Raw genomic sequence first — 365 nt, forward strand, 5'->3', positions numbered from 1 at the left:
CCCCAAGCACCTGCTCGATGCCATCACCCATGTCGAGGAAGTCGACAGCTTCGAGGGCTATCCGGACAAGTGGCTGGGCAAGTCCGAGGACATCTTCGCGCGGGACGACCTGCCGCTGTTCCGCGTCCAGGCGGTGGTGCTGCGCAACGGCCCCGACGCGATGGGGCGTGCCTCGATGATCCAGGTGCGCTCGAGCCACGCTTTGCTCGAGGGGTCCGATTCGGCGCTGCTCACCCGATCCGCCTCCGCCGGCCATGGCGTGATGAGCGACAAGTCCAACAAGGTGGGCCTCGGGGCCCGCATCAAGGGCACGCTGCGCGGCTGGAGCATGACCTTCATCTACGTGGTCCTCGCCAACCTGCTGG

Annotated in this window: 1 protein-coding gene; it reads left to right on the forward strand. The window is 66.8% G+C overall.

Annotated features, from left to right (window positions below; genetic code table 11):
- The coding region (locus ACE3TU_RS11410) for a hypothetical protein (RefSeq protein ID WP_374624248.1) at positions 1 to 365 on the forward strand (365 nt) is incomplete at both ends.

The organism is Devosia sp. (assembly GCF_041917035.1).
In the GTDB taxonomy this organism is placed as follows: Bacteria; Pseudomonadota; Alphaproteobacteria; order Rhizobiales; family Devosiaceae; genus Devosia_A.